The organism is Jeotgalibacillus soli (assembly GCF_000829435.1).
GTDB lineage: Bacteria > Bacillota > Bacilli > Bacillales > Jeotgalibacillaceae > Jeotgalibacillus > Jeotgalibacillus soli.
The window spans coordinates 848648-864589 of record NZ_JXRP01000009.1 but is presented as its reverse complement, the minus strand read 5'-3'; the positions used below and the strand labels follow the sequence as shown (position 1 = coordinate 864589).

Annotated in this window: 18 protein-coding genes and 1 pseudogene; 5 read left to right on the top strand and 14 right to left on the bottom strand. The window is 37.8% G+C overall.

Translation table 11 applies throughout. From position 1 onward, the window contains the following. Positions 1-60 precede the first annotated feature (60 nt). The gene (locus tag KP78_RS07085; RefSeq protein ID WP_157841457.1) at positions 61-849 is read right to left on the bottom strand and encodes a hypothetical protein; all 789 of its coding nucleotides are present in this window, start codon (positions 847-849) and stop codon (positions 61-63) included. Positions 850-1332: 483 nt separating this feature from the next. Here KP78_RS07085 and KP78_RS07080 point away from each other — a divergent pair, with 483 nt between their 5' ends. Together KP78_RS07080 and KP78_RS07075 are read left to right on the top strand one after the other, a co-directional pair. Beyond that, positions 1333-1950 carry a hypothetical protein gene (locus tag KP78_RS07080; RefSeq protein ID WP_041087384.1) on the top strand — a complete coding sequence of 206 codons (618 nt, stop codon included), beginning with the start codon at positions 1333-1335 and terminating at the stop codon, positions 1948-1950. 313 nt (positions 1951-2263) lie between these two features. Next, on the top strand, positions 2264-2455 hold the full coding sequence (locus tag KP78_RS07075) for a hypothetical protein (protein WP_041087382.1): 192 nt from the start codon (positions 2264-2266) through the stop codon (positions 2453-2455). A 193-nt stretch (positions 2456-2648) separates the two neighbouring features. On the opposite strand, the gene ilvD is transcribed toward KP78_RS07075, so the two are convergent. The 5 genes and pseudogenes from ilvD to KP78_RS07055 all read right to left on the bottom strand — a co-directional run bounded on the left by ilvD (position 2649) and on the right by KP78_RS07055 (position 7270). After that, positions 2649-4352, bottom strand: a complete 1704-nt coding sequence (ilvD, locus tag KP78_RS07070; protein ID WP_041087380.1) for a dihydroxy-acid dehydratase — start codon at positions 4350-4352, stop codon at positions 2649-2651. Positions 4353-4615: 263 nt separating this feature from the next. Then, positions 4616-4753 (bottom strand): anti-repressor SinI family protein, encoded by a 138-nt coding sequence (locus KP78_RS19040; RefSeq protein WP_084219796.1) that lies wholly within the window; start codon positions 4751-4753, stop codon positions 4616-4618. Positions 4754-4902: 149 nt separating this feature from the next. Next, complete coding sequence (locus tag KP78_RS07065) at positions 4903-5505, bottom strand: TetR/AcrR family transcriptional regulator (protein WP_041087378.1); 603 nt, start codon at positions 5503-5505, stop codon at positions 4903-4905. Between the two features lie 461 nt (positions 5506-5966). Next, positions 5967-6891: pseudogene (locus tag KP78_RS07060) on the bottom strand (family 4 glycosyl hydrolase); the annotation flags it as partial. Further along, positions 6890-7270 (bottom strand): helix-turn-helix domain-containing protein, encoded by a 381-nt coding sequence (locus tag KP78_RS07055; protein WP_041087377.1) that lies wholly within the window; start codon positions 7268-7270, stop codon positions 6890-6892. The pseudogene KP78_RS07060 and the gene KP78_RS07055, both read right to left, overlap by 2 nt. Positions 7271-7569: 299 nt before the next feature. On the opposite strand from KP78_RS07055, the gene KP78_RS07050 reads away from it, so the two are divergent. Beyond that, positions 7570-7974 carry a secondary thiamine-phosphate synthase enzyme YjbQ gene (locus KP78_RS07050; RefSeq protein WP_041087649.1) on the top strand — a complete coding sequence of 135 codons (405 nt, stop codon included), beginning with the start codon at positions 7570-7572 and terminating at the stop codon, positions 7972-7974. A gap of 122 nt (positions 7975-8096) precedes the next feature. On the opposite strand, the gene KP78_RS07045 is transcribed toward KP78_RS07050, so the two are convergent. From KP78_RS07045 to KP78_RS07015, 7 genes are all read right to left on the bottom strand, one after another. Next, the gene (locus tag KP78_RS07045; RefSeq protein WP_041087375.1) at positions 8097-8924 is read right to left on the bottom strand and encodes a methyl-accepting chemotaxis protein; all 828 of its coding nucleotides are present in this window, start codon (positions 8922-8924) and stop codon (positions 8097-8099) included. A gap of 211 nt (positions 8925-9135) precedes the next feature. Continuing rightward, positions 9136-9528 carry an enoyl-CoA hydratase-related protein gene (locus KP78_RS07040; RefSeq protein WP_084219792.1) on the bottom strand — a complete coding sequence of 131 codons (393 nt, stop codon included), beginning with the start codon at positions 9526-9528 and terminating at the stop codon, positions 9136-9138. 189 nt (positions 9529-9717) lie between these two features. Next, positions 9718-10317, bottom strand: a complete 600-nt coding sequence (locus KP78_RS07035; RefSeq protein WP_041087374.1) for a response regulator transcription factor — start codon at positions 10315-10317, stop codon at positions 9718-9720. Further along, positions 10314-11450: a sensor histidine kinase gene (locus tag KP78_RS07030; protein ID WP_041087372.1), complete on the bottom strand. Its 1137-nt coding sequence runs from the start codon at positions 11448-11450 to the stop codon at positions 10314-10316. Before KP78_RS07030 ends, KP78_RS07035 begins: the two co-directional genes overlap by 4 nt. Positions 11451-11594: 144 nt before the next feature. Continuing rightward, on the bottom strand, positions 11595-12647 hold the full coding sequence (gene desA, locus KP78_RS07025; protein WP_041087370.1) for a Delta(5) desaturase DesA: 1053 nt from the start codon (positions 12645-12647) through the stop codon (positions 11595-11597). A 196-nt stretch (positions 12648-12843) separates the two neighbouring features. Beyond that, positions 12844-13227: a PilZ domain-containing protein gene (locus tag KP78_RS07020; RefSeq protein ID WP_041087368.1), complete on the bottom strand. Its 384-nt coding sequence runs from the start codon at positions 13225-13227 to the stop codon at positions 12844-12846. 294 nt (positions 13228-13521) lie between these two features. Then, positions 13522-14457, bottom strand: a complete 936-nt coding sequence (locus KP78_RS07015) for an SDR family oxidoreductase (RefSeq protein ID WP_422723696.1) — start codon at positions 14455-14457, stop codon at positions 13522-13524. A gap of 568 nt (positions 14458-15025) precedes the next feature. On the opposite strand from KP78_RS07015, the gene KP78_RS07010 reads away from it, so the two are divergent. Both KP78_RS07010 and KP78_RS07005 read left to right on the top strand, forming a co-directional pair. After that, positions 15026-15229: a hypothetical protein gene (locus KP78_RS07010; RefSeq protein ID WP_041087366.1), complete on the top strand. Its 204-nt coding sequence runs from the start codon at positions 15026-15028 to the stop codon at positions 15227-15229. Positions 15230-15322: 93 nt separating this feature from the next. Further along, entirely contained in the window at positions 15323-15538 is a 216-nt protein-coding gene (locus KP78_RS07005; protein ID WP_052474658.1) for a helix-turn-helix domain-containing protein, read from the top strand. 173 nt (positions 15539-15711) lie between these two features. Here the strand turns inward: KP78_RS07005 and KP78_RS19980 are convergent, their stop codons facing one another. Then, positions 15712-15867: a hypothetical protein gene (locus tag KP78_RS19980; protein WP_157841456.1), complete on the bottom strand. Its 156-nt coding sequence runs from the start codon at positions 15865-15867 to the stop codon at positions 15712-15714. Positions 15868-15942: the final 75 nt, after the last annotated feature.

The following is a 15942-nucleotide window of genomic DNA, read 5'->3' as shown; positions in this document are numbered from 1 at the left end:
TGATTAGATGACGTTTTATTGTAAAATAAGCCATTTCCTCACATCCCTTTTTACGTTCTATTAGTGTTTTTTAATCGTCAGCGGCACATCAATAAACTGAAACCTCAAATGACCTTCACGATCCACCCATAGAAAATAGTCATTGCTGATAAAAATGAATCTCCCGGTATCAATGATTTTTTTGCCACTGTAAACTGTGATCCTGTCTCCAAGGACCAAGGCATATCGCGCCGTAAGGTTTTTCTGAATCAAATATTCGTTTATGGCTTGCTGTTGAATGGGATTTTCTTTTTGTGCGATTGATTTTTTTTCAATCTCAGATAGCCTTTCTGCCGATTTATGCAGCTCACTGTCGCTCCGATTTTTATTTTTTGCATGTTTTTTGATGCTATTATCAAGACCTTTAGTTTTGATCCCCTTTTTATTCTCTTCTGCTTTTATTCTTTTCTCAGGTCTCTGTGTTTTGATGCTCTTTTCACTCTCTTGTATTTTTATGCTTGTTTTTGAACCTGGTGTTTTGATATTATTTTCTATTTCTTGTGATTTAATTTTTTTAACACGCTTCTGTTTTGGATTGACCTTTTTTATTGAAGAAACTGTACTTCCCTCATCGTTTAGAACTCTTGTTTGCACTGGTCGTTTCAAAATATATTTATCCCTTTGAAATCGTCTTCTTTTATTCTTTTTATGGTCTTTCACAATAGAAATCCGTTCTGTTGGAGTATGAGTCTTCAATCTTGGTTCAGTGTCAATCGCAGGTAATGGGATGGCATCAGGAGAGTTATTGGAATGACGAATTTTTTTTTGCACAGATTTATGCGTTGAAATTTCGGTTAATAGATCGGACACCTGGCGGTAAGTCGGAAGTTTTTCGATATCAGCTGCTCCTGCCTGGTCATTTTTCATTTGGATTTTTTCTGCTTCTTTTTTTAGAAGCGTTAAACGATTAACTTTCGGCTTTTTACCAAGATGAAAAATTCCCTGAGAAGAATCCTCTGAATGTATGATACTGCTTCCTTGTATGAAATGAGGTGGTATGCATTGAATTTTCTTTCTTAGATTAATCCATGCAACCTGTTGGCAGCTGCACGGTATTTTTCTATAGCGACCATCTAATGAATAGAATTCGGCTGGCGAAAAGATAGGGGGGAATATCGTGGTATTTAAATAAAACGCACAATAAATCATAAGTATCACCCCATTTTCATTCAAGTTACTACAGCATATGCCCAGTTACGAAATCGGTGAGGAGAAATGAGTCAACATTTATATGCCGATACATACAATATATTACATTTGTATATTTTGCTAAAAAAAAGAGGAGTGACATTAATGGATCAAAATCATGAAAGCCATGATTTTCATTATGCAACTGATGATAGAGATGAAAGTAATAATTACCAATGGAGCAGTGAAGAAAGTGACTCAAGTTGCGATGACGATAATCAGCCGCCGAATGATGATAGCGACACAATAGCTGCTATCCTAAATCGATTATTTGTCTTAGGGGATAAGCTGCAAGTTTTTGTAGGCGCTAAACAGATCAATGGCACGGGTGTTTTTATTTCCGCAACAAACAATGTACTGATTTGGGCAGACAATAATGGCGACGTTATATTTCAGCACATCGGGGGAGGGTTGGGTGTTCGAAAGGTAGGATCTGGAAAGAATAAAGACAACAGTAAGAAAACTAAGCATTCCAAAGAAAAAGACAAAAACGATTGCCACTCTAAAGGTGGTCATACGTTGGAAAGAACAAAAATTCATCAAGATTTTGGGTCACAGGATGAAATAACTAACATTGAATCAGAGACAACCAATTTAGTAGAAATAGCTGACGAGCAGGAAGCATCATTAGAAATCACATTGCTTGATCATCCGATTGAAAAACACAATGAAAATCAAGATGAGCTCGCTGGAGAGGCTCCAAACACAGGATGGATGCATTAAACTCCACCGCTTTCCCATCTAAGTCCTCCACTTTCTCATTTCTAACGACTGAAAATCCTTTTATTATGCAATATATTTTTCTGATCAAAAACCTACCTCCTGAGGCTAGGTTTTTTTGTTGTATTTTCATCATAAAGAAAGCCTGCTGCAAAGTTACTCATTACTAAATAAAAAAGGAGCTTTATTCTACATTGAAGGAAGGGGAACAGTTTTATTAAATAAATATAATCGACAAAATGGGTATACGCCTTTCCCTCTTACTGGTCTTTTTAATATAAATATATAGAATTTAAAAAAGGAGGAATGAATAAAGATGAGCTTAGGAGCTAGATTAAATGAAGTGTTAAACCTCGGGGACAAAATCCGCGTAAAAATTGGTGATGACAATATCGATGGTACAGGAAGCTTTATCCAAGCAACGGATGACTTCTTAGTATGGGCTGATGATGACGGTGAAGTATTGTTCACAGTTCTTGGCGGCGGCGTATCCATTAAGAAAGTATAATTCATTTTTTGCTGGAGGGATCTCTTATATGAGAGTCTTTCTCCAGCCTCTTACTATTTGCCTGTTGCGGTTCTTCGATGCCTCATCTACGTCATCTTTGAATAACCATATTACTTCGTTCGATCTACAAAAAAATGTCTACATAAACGAAGAGAAGACAGCTACTTTTCGAGTAGCTGTCTTCTCTCCTTCCTTATTCTAAATCAAGATCCGTTACTGCACCTTTTGAAGAGGATGAAACAAGACGGGCATATTTTGCTAAAATTCCGCTCTTATGCTTAGGAGCTGGTTTTTTCCATTCATTTCTACGCTGCTCAAACTCTTCTGGTGTAATGTCAAAATTAATCTCCTGTGTATCACTGTCAATTGTTACAATGTCGCCTTCTTTCAGCAGCCCGATTGGTCCGCCAACATGTGCTTCAGGAGAAACGTGGCCAATAACAAATCCGTGCGATCCGCCAGAGAAACGTCCATCTGTCATCAGCGCGACTTTTCCGCCAAGACCACGGCCAACAATCATAGCAGTAATAGAAAGCATTTCAGGCATTCCTGGCCCGCCTTTTGGTCCTACATGACGGATAACCAGCACATCACCAGCTTTAATCTGATTGTCTTCAATCGCTTTTGTTGCTTCTGCTTCGCTGTCATAAACGCGTGCAGGTCCGACAAAGCGGCTGATTTTTTGGCCTGACATCTTCGCAACGGCACCTTCTGGAGCAAGATTTCCACGAAGAACAACAAGCGGGCCATTTGGCTTTAATGGATTATCCATTGGACGGATCACGTCTTGGCCTTCTTTTAATGAAGGAACCTCTGCCAGGTTTTCTGCTACAGTTTTACCCGTTACAGTGATGCAATCTCCATGCAGCAGACCATTTTCATTCAAAAGCTTCATAACAGCAGGTACTCCACCAACCTCATAAAGATCCTGCATTACATACTTACCGCTTGGCTTAAGATCGGCAAGATGAGGAACATTTTGTCTTACGCGTTCAAAGTCATCAAGTGTTAGGTCAACTTCCGCAGAGTGTGCCATCGCTAAAAGATGCAAGAAAGCATTCGTCGAGCCTCCAAGCGCCATTACAACCGTAATAGCATTTTCAAATGCTTCTTTCGTCATGATGTCGCGAGGGTATATATCTTGTTCGAGCAGGTTTACAACGAGCTCACCCGCTTGACGGCACTCAGATTCCTTGTAGTCGTTTACAGCAGGAGTAGAAGATGAACCAGGAATACTCATCCCAAGTGCTTCTACTGCCGCTGCCATTGTATTCGCGGTGTACATACCTCCACAAGCTCCAGCTCCTGGGCAAGCATGACACTCAACCTTATATAGTTCTTCCTCATTAATTAGCCCTTCTTGGAACTGTCCTACAGCTTCAAATGAAGAAACGATATCGATATCTTTCCCATTAAGCTTACCTGGCTGTATGGTACCTCCGTATACATATACAGACGGAATATTCATTCTTGCAATCGCCATGACACAGGCAGGAGTTGTCTTATCACAGCCGCCAATAGCAACAATTCCATCCAAGCGTTCTGCACTTGTTACCGTTTCAATGGAATCCGCAATGACTTCACGGCTTGGCAAAGAATAAAACATTCCTTCATGCCCCATTGCAATGCCGTCAGAAACCGTAATTGTATTAAAAATCATTGGTGCTCCGCCATTATCTTTAGCTCCAGCCTTCGCTTGTTCAGCTAGACGGTCAATATGTATATTACATGGCGTTACCTCACTCCATGTACTCGCGATACCAATCATCGGTTTTTTAAAGTCTTCATCTTTAAAGCCTACTGCTCTCAGCATCGATCTGTTAGGAACACGGTTCACTCCTTCGCTGATTACATGGCTTCGGATACGCAAATCTTTCTTGTTTTCCAACGTCTTCATCCTTCCTAATTACAAGATCTATCAATTATATAAGTCAGACAATTTTATAAATCGTGACTGTATAATTCATATCATACTCATTTAAGACAAACTTCGCAATGAATAGTCTGAATTTAACGATATTTATATAAGCTAAAGCGTTTTCTCTGTAAAATACTTTTTCAATTAGGAAATATTGGGTTATAAAAACAAAAAACGTACTTACTCATTATAGAAAGTACGGTTACCATATATCTATTAAGTTCTTATAATTGCTGTTGATTTTACTTTATCTCTACTTTATTCTGATGAATAAATTCTCTAACTTCCTCAAGCGTCAAACCGATCTCTCTTGCTGCATGCATAAGAGCTACCCACTCTTCATCAAACACCTGGTTCAGCTTTGCTTCTGTTGAGTTCATATGGATAACCCTCTCCCAGAAATGATTTATTTAATAAATCGCGCTTTAATAAAATGACGAACCGTTTAGACGATTTTGCCAATCAATAATCATTTAGAACAGGTTTCTACGATGATTAAATAGGAAAGTGAAAGCAGAAACATACTTATCTAGCGATCTGGATCGATGAGCAGTCCATACAAAAATATATGCACAATCTCCTTTGCAATACTAAATGGATCCTTTAATCCTGAAAATACTGCCGTTACAGTTAACCTTTCAATAATACCAACTAGACTGTTAGCAAAAATCTCCATATCGACGTGAGCATGGAAATACCCATCCCGTTGTTCAGATCGTAAATTTTCTTTTATTTGAATCGCCATTTGCTTCTTAATTTCTTCTGCCTCTGCTGATATAAAAAAACCAATACGGGTTAAATTTTGATTTTCAGCAAAGAAACGAAAGATTCCCCCTAATCCCTGGGTAATTCTTTCTGGCAGTGAGTTTAAATCAATTCCAGGTTCGAGCCGGCTCTGTTCCGTGAGCTCAGAAAGCTTCGTACGAAACAAGCAGACCAATTCCTGAAATATACTCTCTTTACTTTGAAAATATAGATAAAAAGAAGGTTGAGTTAAGTTTGCTTTTTTAACGATGGTACTAATTTTTGTATCATGATAGCCTTTTTGAGCAAACTCATCTGCAGCAATTGAGAGTAATAGAGCTCTGCTCTGCTCCCCGCTCGCTCCCTTCTTCCTTCCTCTTTGACTCATATATGTACAACTCCCACATAACATTACAATATATTACTTTTAAGTATTATATTGTAGTAATGAGGATTCAGTCAATATAGTTTGGGGGAAAATTTAAATTTTGTTAATATAAACGTTGAATATACATAATTGAAGAGATTAATTTCTTCTCTTTCCATTCTTTCAACAAAATAATAGAGGCAGCGATGGAGAACTTTCTATTCGACGTACAAGTTATAGCTGATTTTCTCTTTTTGCAGATAAGAAATTGTTCAACCGTTCTTTTTGAATATATTCTATACGTTTATGAAAAATCCCTTTATCTATAGCATTCTTTCAAAAGAAGAATTCCTTCCTTTATCAAAATAAACTAGCTTACTTGAATAATTCAATCACAGTTTTATTTGAACATCAAAATCAATTGGTTCCAGCGCATGTCAATAACACCGGAACCAATTGATTGTTCTTGTAATGTTAGGTTGTTAAGCTTCTATCGCTTTAAAGAAAAGAGGCAAATGCTCTTTATGTGCTTCCAGCATTTCATCAACAATTTCCTTCGCAAGTTTATCAGAAGCAACAAGCGGGTTAATCCTTAAAGCGAGGACAGCGAGTCCATAATTTCCTGATACTGCTGCTTCAGCCGCTACCCTCTCGAATGATTTAATTTGTTGTACAAGTCCTCGTACCGCTACCGGAAGATCTCCCATTGCGATTGGCTTAGCCCCTTCCTTCGTAATGGTACAGCTGATTTCAACTGCCGAGTCGTTCGGAATGCTTGAGATGGCACCGTTATTCATTGTATTGACAGGCTGCACTTCACCCTTATCCATATAAATAGAGGTAATTAAACGAACCGCCTCTTCAGAATAATATGAACCGCCTCTTTTTTCCAATTGCGGTGGTTTGATATCAAGGTTTGGATCCTTATACAGCTCGAATAAATCCTTTTCATGTCTTTGAACAACTTCGGCACGTGTACCTTCATTCTCAGCATTTTTCTGTTCTTTCTCTACCATTTCTCTCGTTTTATAGTAGTACATGTGATACGGACAGGTTAAAACATCGAGCGCTTTTACAAATGCAGGCTCCCAGCCAAGTCCTTGAATATTTTTAACGAAACTGCTGTTATTGGGGTCTCTAAGCAGATCGATTACCTTATCTTTAACACTTTCTCCGTCTACATATACGTCTAAGCCATAAACCATGTGTTAAGTCCTGAAAAGTCAATTCGCACGCGTGAATGATCAACGTTTAACAGCTTTACAGTCCCCATTTCCATCCTGATTGGAACATTACACAGCCCCACTATTTTTTTATGTTTGAATAGCGTAATGCAGCTTCTGTTACCATGCCTGCAGGATTCGTGATGTTAATCATCCAGGCATTTGGACAAACCGCTTCCATATTATTTTGTTTTCAGGAGAATTAAACTACCCATTGTATTAAAGCTAAAATCGCGATCCGTCCTGTTAAAGATATATTCTGCTATGCAATAACGCAGTTTTACCTCTTTACCTTTTAGCTTAAAGCCGTAATTCGGTTTTGCTCCAAATTGTATCCCGTGAGTCTCCATAACTTTCTTCACATCACGTAAATTATTTTGAATGGTTGATTTGCTAATGAATAACTCATCTGCTAGTTCCTCTATTTTTAAATAGCCTTCTGCCAGCGACAGCCGATAAATTAAATAGTGCACACGCTCTGCTGAGGCTGCAGGAATTGCTTCATTTTGAATTGATTTTTTTTTGAATATTATCTTCCAAAAAAACGCGAAACAGTTGATCATTATGTATAATCAGCTTATAATCCGCTCCCCTGGTTGATCTGATTTCTCCTCCGTGACCTGAAATAATAGCTTCAAGCTCTTTACGATCGTATCCTGTTTATAACAGAATACTTTATATAATTACTGCCTACAACAGCATTTATCTAATGTTTCATCGTTATTATTGGAGGTTAAATAATCATTAACACATGTTATCGATAGAGGTGTCATCCCATTTAGCAGAAGCCTCCTCCTTCGTTGCTCCAGCTAATTTTGTTAAAACTAAAGGAATAATAAGGAATTCAGAAAGGATGAAAGAGATGGAGAAAATTTATCATATTAATACGAACTACAGGGATCAAATGATCGATATCACAATGATGATCGAGGATTGGATCCGCGATCAAAACGTTCATGATGGGATTGTAATTGTTTCCTCTCTTCATACTACAGCAGGCATTACGGTTAATGAAAATGCGGATCCGGACGTTAAGCGAGACATGCTTATGCGCCTGGATGAAGTGTATCCATGGGAGCATCCTGAGGACAGACATGCAGAGGGGAATACTGCTGCACATTTGAAAACGAGTACAGTTGGTCATTCCCAAACACTGATCATTTCTAATGGAAAACTTGTTCTTGGAACTTGGCAGGGTGTCTATTTTTGTGAATTTGACGGACCCAGGAAAAATCGAAAAGTTGTTGTGAAGGTAGTAAAAGGGTAATATGCGCCCCACCCTTTTTCGGATTTTTTCTCACAAAGAAACGGACTGCCTTGAAAGGTCAGTCCGTTTTTTAAAATTGATCTAACTTATGTATCACATTAAAAAGCCGATTGTTTTTATTGTTACTTCTTTTCCTCAATCAAAAAACTATTGGACATTTCCATCGCTTCTTTCAGCGATTTGTTTATCTCTTCTATCCCATTTACCTGCTTATCTCCTACCTTGACAACATTATGAATGGATTCAGAAATCGACCCTACCACCTTTTGAATATCATTCAAGGAGGTATCAATGAGGGAAGTAAATTCAAAGATATTTGTTGATAATTTTTGAATTTCATTGGCTACAATTGCAAATCCCTTGCCGGATTCCCCTGCTCGTGATGCTTCAATTCTCGCATTGATTCCAAGAAGCTGAACACGTTTAGCAATTTGATTAATATTTTTTATAATATCGTTAATTTCCTTTAGCTTTACCTCAGATTGCTTTTGCTCTTCGGCAAGTGTGCTGCTAGTCAATACTAAAAAATTTGCACCTTCATGTATTTGATTCATATTTTCATTAACAGCAGATAACGATCGCTCAACATTTTCATGAAATTCTTTTAAAATCTTTTCATATTTTGTTTCTAATGCGATACCCAGCCCGCCAATAATTCTATTATTCTCATCATGAACTGGCATCACTCCTGCTGTAAGTGATAAATTATACAAATGCTCAGGGATTTTCACGACAAGCTTTTTATTCTCTCTCACAGCAGCTGAAAGCGGAGTTTGCGGGCTAACCGTGTCACCTACGCTAAGACCCAAGCTGAATTTTTCACCGGGAAATGAACCTATACATACATAATCCTTATCAATAAGCGTAATGTTCGAATCGATCGCTAAAGCATTTTTCAAAAGAGGGATTGCAAATAAAATCTTTTCTAATATTGGGTGTGTTTGATCCATTCTATGCCTCCGTCTTAAATAGTATAAAAGTATTATATCAATATTCCCATAAATTGCAAAATATTCTATTAACATATTTAAACTATCTAGTTATAATATCGACTTTACTTTTTTTATCGTAAAGAAAGGTAGATAGTTAAGTATTATAGAGAATATTTCCCTGTCAAATATAAAAGGACCCACGTAGCCGTGAGTCCTTTTTCAATATTGATCAATAATTTGTAAATACAAGTTTTCGTTTTTCTATAAAAGCTTGAATTCCCTCTTTATGCTCTTGCTTCACAAACATTTCCTCTTGTGCTTTTCTTTCCATATCCAAGGTTTCTTCAAGTCCAACATGAAGAGAATAATTAATCAATGACTTGATTCTTCCATAGGCTTCACTTGGCCCCTCGGCAAGCTGATTTGCCAAATTAATAGTTATATTCCCTAACATAGCTGCAGGAACGACATGGTTCACAAAGCCTAATTGATACGCTTCGGCTGCCAAAACCGGCTCAGCAGAAAAAAAGATTTCTTTCGCAATATATGGTCCAACAACCTTAGTTAATGAATAGGACAAGCCCCCATCTGAACAGAGTCCGACCTTCGAAAAGCTTGCAATAAACTTCGCATCGTATTATTAAATCATATTGATCAAAACAGCTACTAAATTCAGCACAAGGGCTACTATTTGAACATTACATATATATACCAAAACCCTCCAGATGAGTAGGACACTGGGGGGTTTTTCTAGTTAGTATATCTATATAGAAGATGATCTATTTTCATTTATAAAAATTGCATCAGCCAACTATTTAAACCAGCCCTTTTCCTTAAACCGGGAAATCGCTTCAATCCGATTACTTACATCAAGCTTATCAAGGATGACTGAAATATAATTACGGACGGTGCCAGTTGTTAGATATAGCTCATTCGCAATTTCCTTTGTATTTTTTCCTTCCGCAATGAGTTCAATGACCTGTTTTTCACGTTCCGTCAGCGGGTTTTCATCACCGAAAGCCATATCCACTAATTCTGGAGCATAGATGCGGCGTCCATCCATGATCGTTCGGATCGAGTTTGCCAGTTCTTCACTTGGACTGTCTTTTAACAAATAGCCGCTAACTTGAGCTTTTCTGGCACGCTCAAAATAGCCGGCTCGGGCAAATGTTGTCAAAATAATGACTTTACAAGGGTGGTCAATTAGTTCTTCCGCTGCATCCAGCCCGCTTTTCAATGGCATCTCAATGTCCATGATACAGATATCCGGGTTAAGCTGCTTAACCAGTGCCAATGCTTCTTCACCGTTTTTCGCTTTACCGACCACTTCCATATCCTCTTCCAAATCCAGTAAAGATCCTAGAGCTCCAAGTAGCATTCGCTGATCTTCAGCGATCACAATTTGAATCATACCAATCCCTCCTGTTTATTCTGTTGAATGACATTTGGCACCCTAATATTAAGTGTCGTACCATTTGACGTTGAAATGTCCAAGCTGCCATTCACAAATTCCAATCGTTCTCTCATCCCGATGAGACCATGTCCTTTGAATGAATCCATATCACCTTCGATACCAATCCCGTTATCCTTTACTCTTACTAGCAGTTCATCCGGTGACTGCTCAATCAATACCTTACATGAAGAAGCCTTGCTATGCTTTACTACATTAGTGACAGCCTCTTTCAAACACATACTCACCACATTTTCGACTAATAGAGGTGTATTTTTGAGCTTTGGATTTCCTTCAATTGAAGAATCTATTTGTGCAGCAGTCAATATTTGCTGAATACGAAAGATTTCATCCTCCAATTTTGTCCCACGCATATCCGCCACCATTTCACGTACTTCTTTTAAAGCTGTTCTTGCTGTTTGATGAATATCATTAATCTCATTTTTCGCCAAATCAACATCTTTGTACAATAATTTCCCAGCCAAATCACTTTTCAGTCCAATGAGTGACAGCTTTTGTCCCAGCGTATCGTGTAAATCGCGTGCGATTCGCTGGCGCTCTTCCATCACTATAAGTTGAGAAATCCTTATATTAGCATCTTCAAGCTGATCTTCAAGCTTTTCTCGTTTATTTCGATTGTATGTGTTAAATGGCAGCAGAATGACGCCGATCACAGATATGACAATAAACGGGAATTGCGAGAAAAATAATTCGTTTTGTGTAAAAAAGCTTAGATTCACGGCAAGAATTGTTGTGAGAAGATGAACCACGTACAACGTAATAAAACCCACTTTATTTTGAATGTTTCCTATTAAAAACGCTAAAAAGAGTGCGAAATAAACAAACCCAAAATAAAGTGTCATCACAATGCTGATCGCAATTTCAACACCTACCCAAAGATATAGCTTCCAGCCTTTGGAAGTGAAAGAAAAACGGTACGCCATAAAAAACAATAAAATCATCAAAATACCAAAAATAATTTCAATCCAGGAAGATAATCGGAAAAGAAAATAAAATGGCAAAAGACAAAAGATAATCCATACATAGATACTAAGGCCTACATTTTTCGGGAAAATATTATACCAGCTTTGCATAGTTGCCTCCTTATTACCCTCACTTCATTATGAAATAAGCCTATAATACAATAGGAAAAAAAGCTATATTTCTTCTTTATTCATTATGATTAACATCGAAAAAACCATTCAATGCAGCGCTGAATGGTTTTTTCGCATTGCTATTTACTTTCCTTGAAGGCTTGTTTTACTATTATCCATTTGAACGCTTGATTTCGCTTCATTTAGAAGATGCTTTACCTCTTTAAAGCTTACAAACGTTTTTCGTTTTTCATCATATAGACGAAAACGAATCGATTTTAAGCTTGACCCCATTGTAATTGTCGTTGCTTGATGCAATGGCGGTGTGGATTCATGCGCTTTTTCCAAATTATAATTGGGAACTCTCGGGCTTAAATGGTGTACATGATGGTAGCCAATATTTCCTGTTACCCATTGAAGTACTTTTGGCAGTTTATAATATGAGCTGCCATCGACCGCTGCTTTTACATAGTCCCACTCTGTTTCATCTTCAAAATAAGAATCTTCAAATTGGTGCTGCACATAAAATAACCAGATACCAAGTGCTCCCGATACGAACATAATTGGTCCGTGAACAATCAAGAAAGCCTGCCAGCCGATTGCCCAGATTAAAAGTGCGTAGATGGCAACAATCGACAAGTTGATAATATACATACTCATACGTTCTTTTCTTCTTGCATCTTTACGGTTTAAACGGTTTGAAATAAAGAAAAGATAGAGCGGACCTAATCCAAACATAACGATTGGATTGCGGTAAAGACGATACGCAAGTCTCTTTTTAGACGAAGCTGCTACATATTCATCTACTGTCATCACCCATACATCACCCGTGCCGCGTTTATCCAAGTTACTGCTCGTCGCGTGATGAATAGAATGTTCTCGTTTCCATTTTTCATAGGGAAACATCGTAATAATCCCTGTTATCGTTCCAAGAAGATTATTCGCTTTTTTATTCTTAAAGAATGATCCATGACAGCAATCATGAAAAATAATAAAGATCCGAACGACAAATCCCGCTGCCACAACGGCTAATGCTAGCGTTAACCATATGGAGATGGATAAGCTTTGATAGGCAAGGAACCAAAGCAGGAAAAAAGGCGGAATGGTATTAATGATTTGTTTTATACTCGATTTCATATCCGTTTTTTCAAAAGGTGCGACACTTTTTCTTAATTGAGCTGTTTTTTGTTTACTCATGTTGTCCTCCTTAAGCCGGTTAATTTAAGTTCACTGAACTGTTATCCTTATCATAGAAGAATTAAGGAGGACAAAGAAGTCATGATCGTCAAGTAATGAGTATGACAAGTGTCATATATATGATTTTTAAACATCTTTAAACACTGGAGGAGTAACCGCTCATTTAAAGATTTTCTAAAAAAAACTTTTTGTCTATTCACTGTTTTTTTGCTCTGTATGATTTTTTAACGAAAAGCTTTAATTGATGAATGAGCTCTTCGCGCATCTCTTCATCGTCAATAAATTGCATCCCGTAATAGTAGCGGTCATACTTTTTCTTTCTCCAAATAATAGTTCCTTCAACCGTATATTCAGTGTCATTAATTGCAAAATGAACAACCAATTTTACCTGTTTGTCATCTGATACTGGGATGCTTAACAAACTACTTAGTTTCATGCCGCTTGGGCTTAAGTCGATTAACATCGCCTCCCCTTCCGATGTTTCAATCACCTCGCCATTGACTTCAGAAATTGAAAACATAACCCCTAAAGGCTCGTCAAATGAAAAGCGAAAGGCTTCATCTCTATTATGTCTCTTCATCTAATCCACCCTTAAGAAAAATAATTCGAACAATTAAATAGTATAAGAAAAAGACATTGACCACAATATTAATGACCTTTTTCACCTATTTATGAAAGAATAGTGAATATTTGGTGATTAAAGCAGAGAATATATTCTATTCTGCAAAATGTATGTTTTTATGCCAAGAGAGAGTAATAAGCGGAAATTACCTAGAGAATAAATTGGGCTGGTAAATATATCTCTTACTACTAACTGCTTCAATTTAAAAAGAACAACAAAAAAACCGATCAATAAATCGGTCTTTTTTTCAACTTATGAATGCGTCGACTCCCCACCGTCAACATGGAGAACCTGACCAGTGACAAAGCGTGAGTCGTCTGAAGCAAGATAAACATAGGTTGGGGCAAGCTCAAATGGGTGGCCTACCCGCTGCATCGGATTAAATGCCCCGTACACAGCCACTTGGTCGGAAGAGAAGCTTGCTGCAATAAGCGGTGTCCAGATCCTGCCCGGTGCGACGGCATTGACCCGTATTCCTTGATTAACCACATTTTTCGCTAACGCACGTGTAAAGCCAACATTGGCAGCTTTTGTTGCTGTGTATTCAATCATTTGTTTTTCCCCGGCATAGGCAACTACAGAAGATGTATTGATAATCGAACTGCCCGTTTTTAAATAAGGAAGCGCGGCTCTCGTTGTGTAAAAGTGAGAGTATATGTTCACCTTAAAGGTATCATCAAATTGTTCATCTGTTATGTCTAGTAAGCTTAATTGCTGGAATTGAATTCCTACGTGGTTACAAAGAATATCAAGGCGCCCAAACGTGCGGATTGTTTGTTCCACAATTGCCACACATTGCTCTTTATTTCGCAAATCACCCGGCATTAATAGGCAGCGCCGTCCCAGCTGCTCAATTCTCATTTTCGTCCGCTCCGCATCCTCATGCTCATCTAAGTAAGCAATGGCAACATCCGCGCCCTCTTTTGCAAATGCAATCGCTACAGCCGCTCCAATTCCGCTGTCTCCTCCTGTAATAAGTGCGACTTTATCCTCCAATTTACAGCTTCCATGGTAGTTCGGATTTTCAATAATAGGTCTCGGAACCATTAGTCCTTCTACACCTGGATGGCGAAGCTGGCGCTGCTCAGGCAAATTTATGGGGATATCCTCATAACGCGTAATTCGTCCATAGTTTGGGTACATCGGGTAAGGCTGTATTTGTAAATTCGCATCAAACATTTGCTGCATTTGCTGAAGCTGCTGCAATGGATCAGGATAATGGTGTTGTTGAAACGTATTATATTCTGAATACATCTGAAAACCTCCTACTTATCATACTCGCTCTACATTATGTAAGAAGGCTGCTGGTCGTGCGTGTCACCTCTAATTCCTCTAAATTCATGCTCTTTATTTACTTTGTCTGAATACACTAAAATGCACGAAAAAATAAAGGAGGAACTTGAAGTGAGATATGAATTTCATCCCCATGTAAGATTATTGCTCCAAAAATACTCAGATCAAAAAGTACAAATGCTGTACGATGTGAATCCGTATACTTGGTCTATGCCAAAAATTGGACCCAGACCGCCCTTTTATGCAAATCCGCGTTATGTATTGAATTATCCTTTAATTTAGACTTTTAAAATGCCTGTGCATTGATTAATCGATCTATATGCAGATATTTTTCCTACAATCGTACTTTTCGAGATCTAATAGATTGTATATTTTTGGTTTAATAAAAAACTTAAACGTAAAATTATTTTACCTGTCTATGTTAAACTAGTAGCAGTATTGATTGCATAAAGGATGTGGCATCATGAAAAGATTCAAAATCGTTATCCCAATTATGATTATTGTGGCGATATTAGCGACATGGATACTTGCAAAGGATCATTCGGCCGTTCCTCTTCAAACGCGTATTTTAATTATCGCAGGCGGAACACTCTTATCGGGCATAATCACCTATTTTCTTTCGCAGCAAGATGGTGATGGCGTAGACCCGAAACCAGAAAATAAATAATGATCTGCTAAAACCCACCTCGGAATGATATGCTCCCCTTTAGGTAGACAGATTTAAAAATAAAATCTGCTACTTTAAAGGGGTGTATTTTTTGTGCCTAAAAGAACTTACTCTGCGGAGGATAAATTAGAAATCTTGAAAGCATGTGAGGATGGAACCTATTCAATCAATGAAATCACCCAAATATACAATATGCATAGATCTACCATTATGAAATGGAGACATAATTTCGATAAGTATGGTGCCGAAAGTCTTAAAAAGTCTACAACTTCGAAAAAGTACTCGAAGGAACTAAAGCAGCTGCAATAAGAGATTATCAGTCAAGTGAATATTCCCTTAGGGAAGTTACAAGAAAGTACGAACTATCGGATAAAAACAGAAGAAATCATCAGTATTTAGTTTTAAGTGATAAAAACAATGAATGAACTAGGTAAGAGTTTATGACGAAGCTTTTTACCTCTAGTGTTAAGCACTAGAGGTAATTATTTCGTGTTTTGAAAGTCTGGTGTGATTGTTTTTATATGGCCAATGACAAATTTATAGCACATCTCTAAATCTTGAGAAATCTTTTCCTCTTTTAAAATCATTCTTAAAGTCGCTTGCGTATCAATAAGCTGCTGAACATGATTTTGCTGCATGGACTTCCCTCCCTATTGTAATTATTTATCCTTATTATCACCCCATAGAAAACTATTTAATCAGATAGCTATTCA

Bases quoted from the DNA above. Each gene is read 5' to 3' on its own strand.
- KP78_RS07035 (WP_041087374.1), bottom strand. From the start codon at position 10,317: ATGATTCAAATTGTGATCGCTGAAGATCAGCGAATGCTACTTGGAGCT.
- KP78_RS07075 (WP_041087382.1), top strand. From the start codon at position 2,264: ATGAGCTTAGGAGCTAGATTAAATGAAGTGTTAAACCTCGGGGACAAA.
- KP78_RS07010 (WP_041087366.1), top strand. From the start codon at position 15,026: ATGAAAAGATTCAAAATCGTTATCCCAATTATGATTATTGTGGCGATA.
- KP78_RS19980 (WP_157841456.1), bottom strand. From the start codon at position 15,867: ATGCAGCAAAATCATGTTCAGCAGCTTATTGATACGCAAGCGACTTTA.
- desA (WP_041087370.1), bottom strand. From the start codon at position 12,647: ATGAGTAAACAAAAAACAGCTCAATTAAGAAAAAGTGTCGCACCTTTT.
- KP78_RS07045 (WP_041087375.1), bottom strand. From the start codon at position 8,924: ATGGATCAAACACACCCAATATTAGAAAAGATTTTATTTGCAATCCCT.
- KP78_RS07020 (WP_041087368.1), bottom strand. From the start codon at position 13,227: ATGAAGAGACATAATAGAGATGAAGCCTTTCGCTTTTCATTTGACGAG.
- KP78_RS07055 (WP_041087377.1), bottom strand. From the start codon at position 7,270: ATGATCAACTGTTTCGCGTTTTTTTGGAAGATAATATTCAAAAAAAAA.
- KP78_RS07080 (WP_041087384.1), top strand. From the start codon at position 1,333: ATGGATCAAAATCATGAAAGCCATGATTTTCATTATGCAACTGATGAT.
- KP78_RS07015 (WP_422723696.1), bottom strand. From the start codon at position 14,457: ATGCAGCAAATGTTTGATGCGAATTTACAAATACAGCCTTACCCGATG.
- KP78_RS07065 (WP_041087378.1), bottom strand. From the start codon at position 5,505: ATGAGTCAAAGAGGAAGGAAGAAGGGAGCGAGCGGGGAGCAGAGCAGA.
- ilvD (WP_041087380.1), bottom strand. From the start codon at position 4,352: ATGAAGACGTTGGAAAACAAGAAAGATTTGCGTATCCGAAGCCATGTA.
- KP78_RS07030 (WP_041087372.1), bottom strand. From the start codon at position 11,450: ATGCAAAGCTGGTATAATATTTTCCCGAAAAATGTAGGCCTTAGTATC.
- KP78_RS19040 (WP_084219796.1), bottom strand. From the start codon at position 4,753: ATGAACTCAACAGAAGCAAAGCTGAACCAGGTGTTTGATGAAGAGTGG.
- KP78_RS07050 (WP_041087649.1), top strand. From the start codon at position 7,570: ATGGAGAAAATTTATCATATTAATACGAACTACAGGGATCAAATGATC.